The 349-nt window shown below is 33.0% G+C and carries 1 protein-coding gene; it reads right to left on the bottom strand.

Going from position 1 to position 349, the window contains the following annotated elements; all coding sequences use genetic code 11:
* Positions 1-53 precede the first annotated feature (53 nt).
* The coding region (locus D0T85_RS22615) for a hypothetical protein (protein WP_203558563.1) at positions 54-349 on the bottom strand (296 nt) is incomplete at its 5' end.

Raw genomic sequence — 349 nt, 5'->3', positions numbered from 1 at the left:
AACTGCTGCTTTATCAATTTCATCAATAATCTGTGTTAGATATTCAATTTTATCTAAAATCTCATCAATAGAAATTTGGTGCAAACTTCTCGTTCAAAGATAATGCTGCTGTTATTGAATACTGTAATGATAACCACGATAAGGGAAATGATAAATTTAGAACATGTTCTAAATAATATTTTATGAATATGAATATGATGCAACAAAAAGATAAAGATATTAAGCTGGGCTTTCAGCCCGCTTTGAGTATGGTGACCGGTAACCCCAGGCGATGCCCAGTCATGTTCGGAAGATTTCTTTCTATTTTCCCACTGCCTGCAATAATGTAAATAAAAAAGAATCAGTGTGT

The sequence above is a fragment of the Bacteroides sp. 519 genome, from assembly GCF_010500955.1.
Classification (GTDB): domain Bacteria; phylum Bacteroidota; class Bacteroidia; order Bacteroidales; family Bacteroidaceae; genus Bacteroides.
This window is presented reverse-complemented; position numbering and strand designations above follow the sequence as displayed.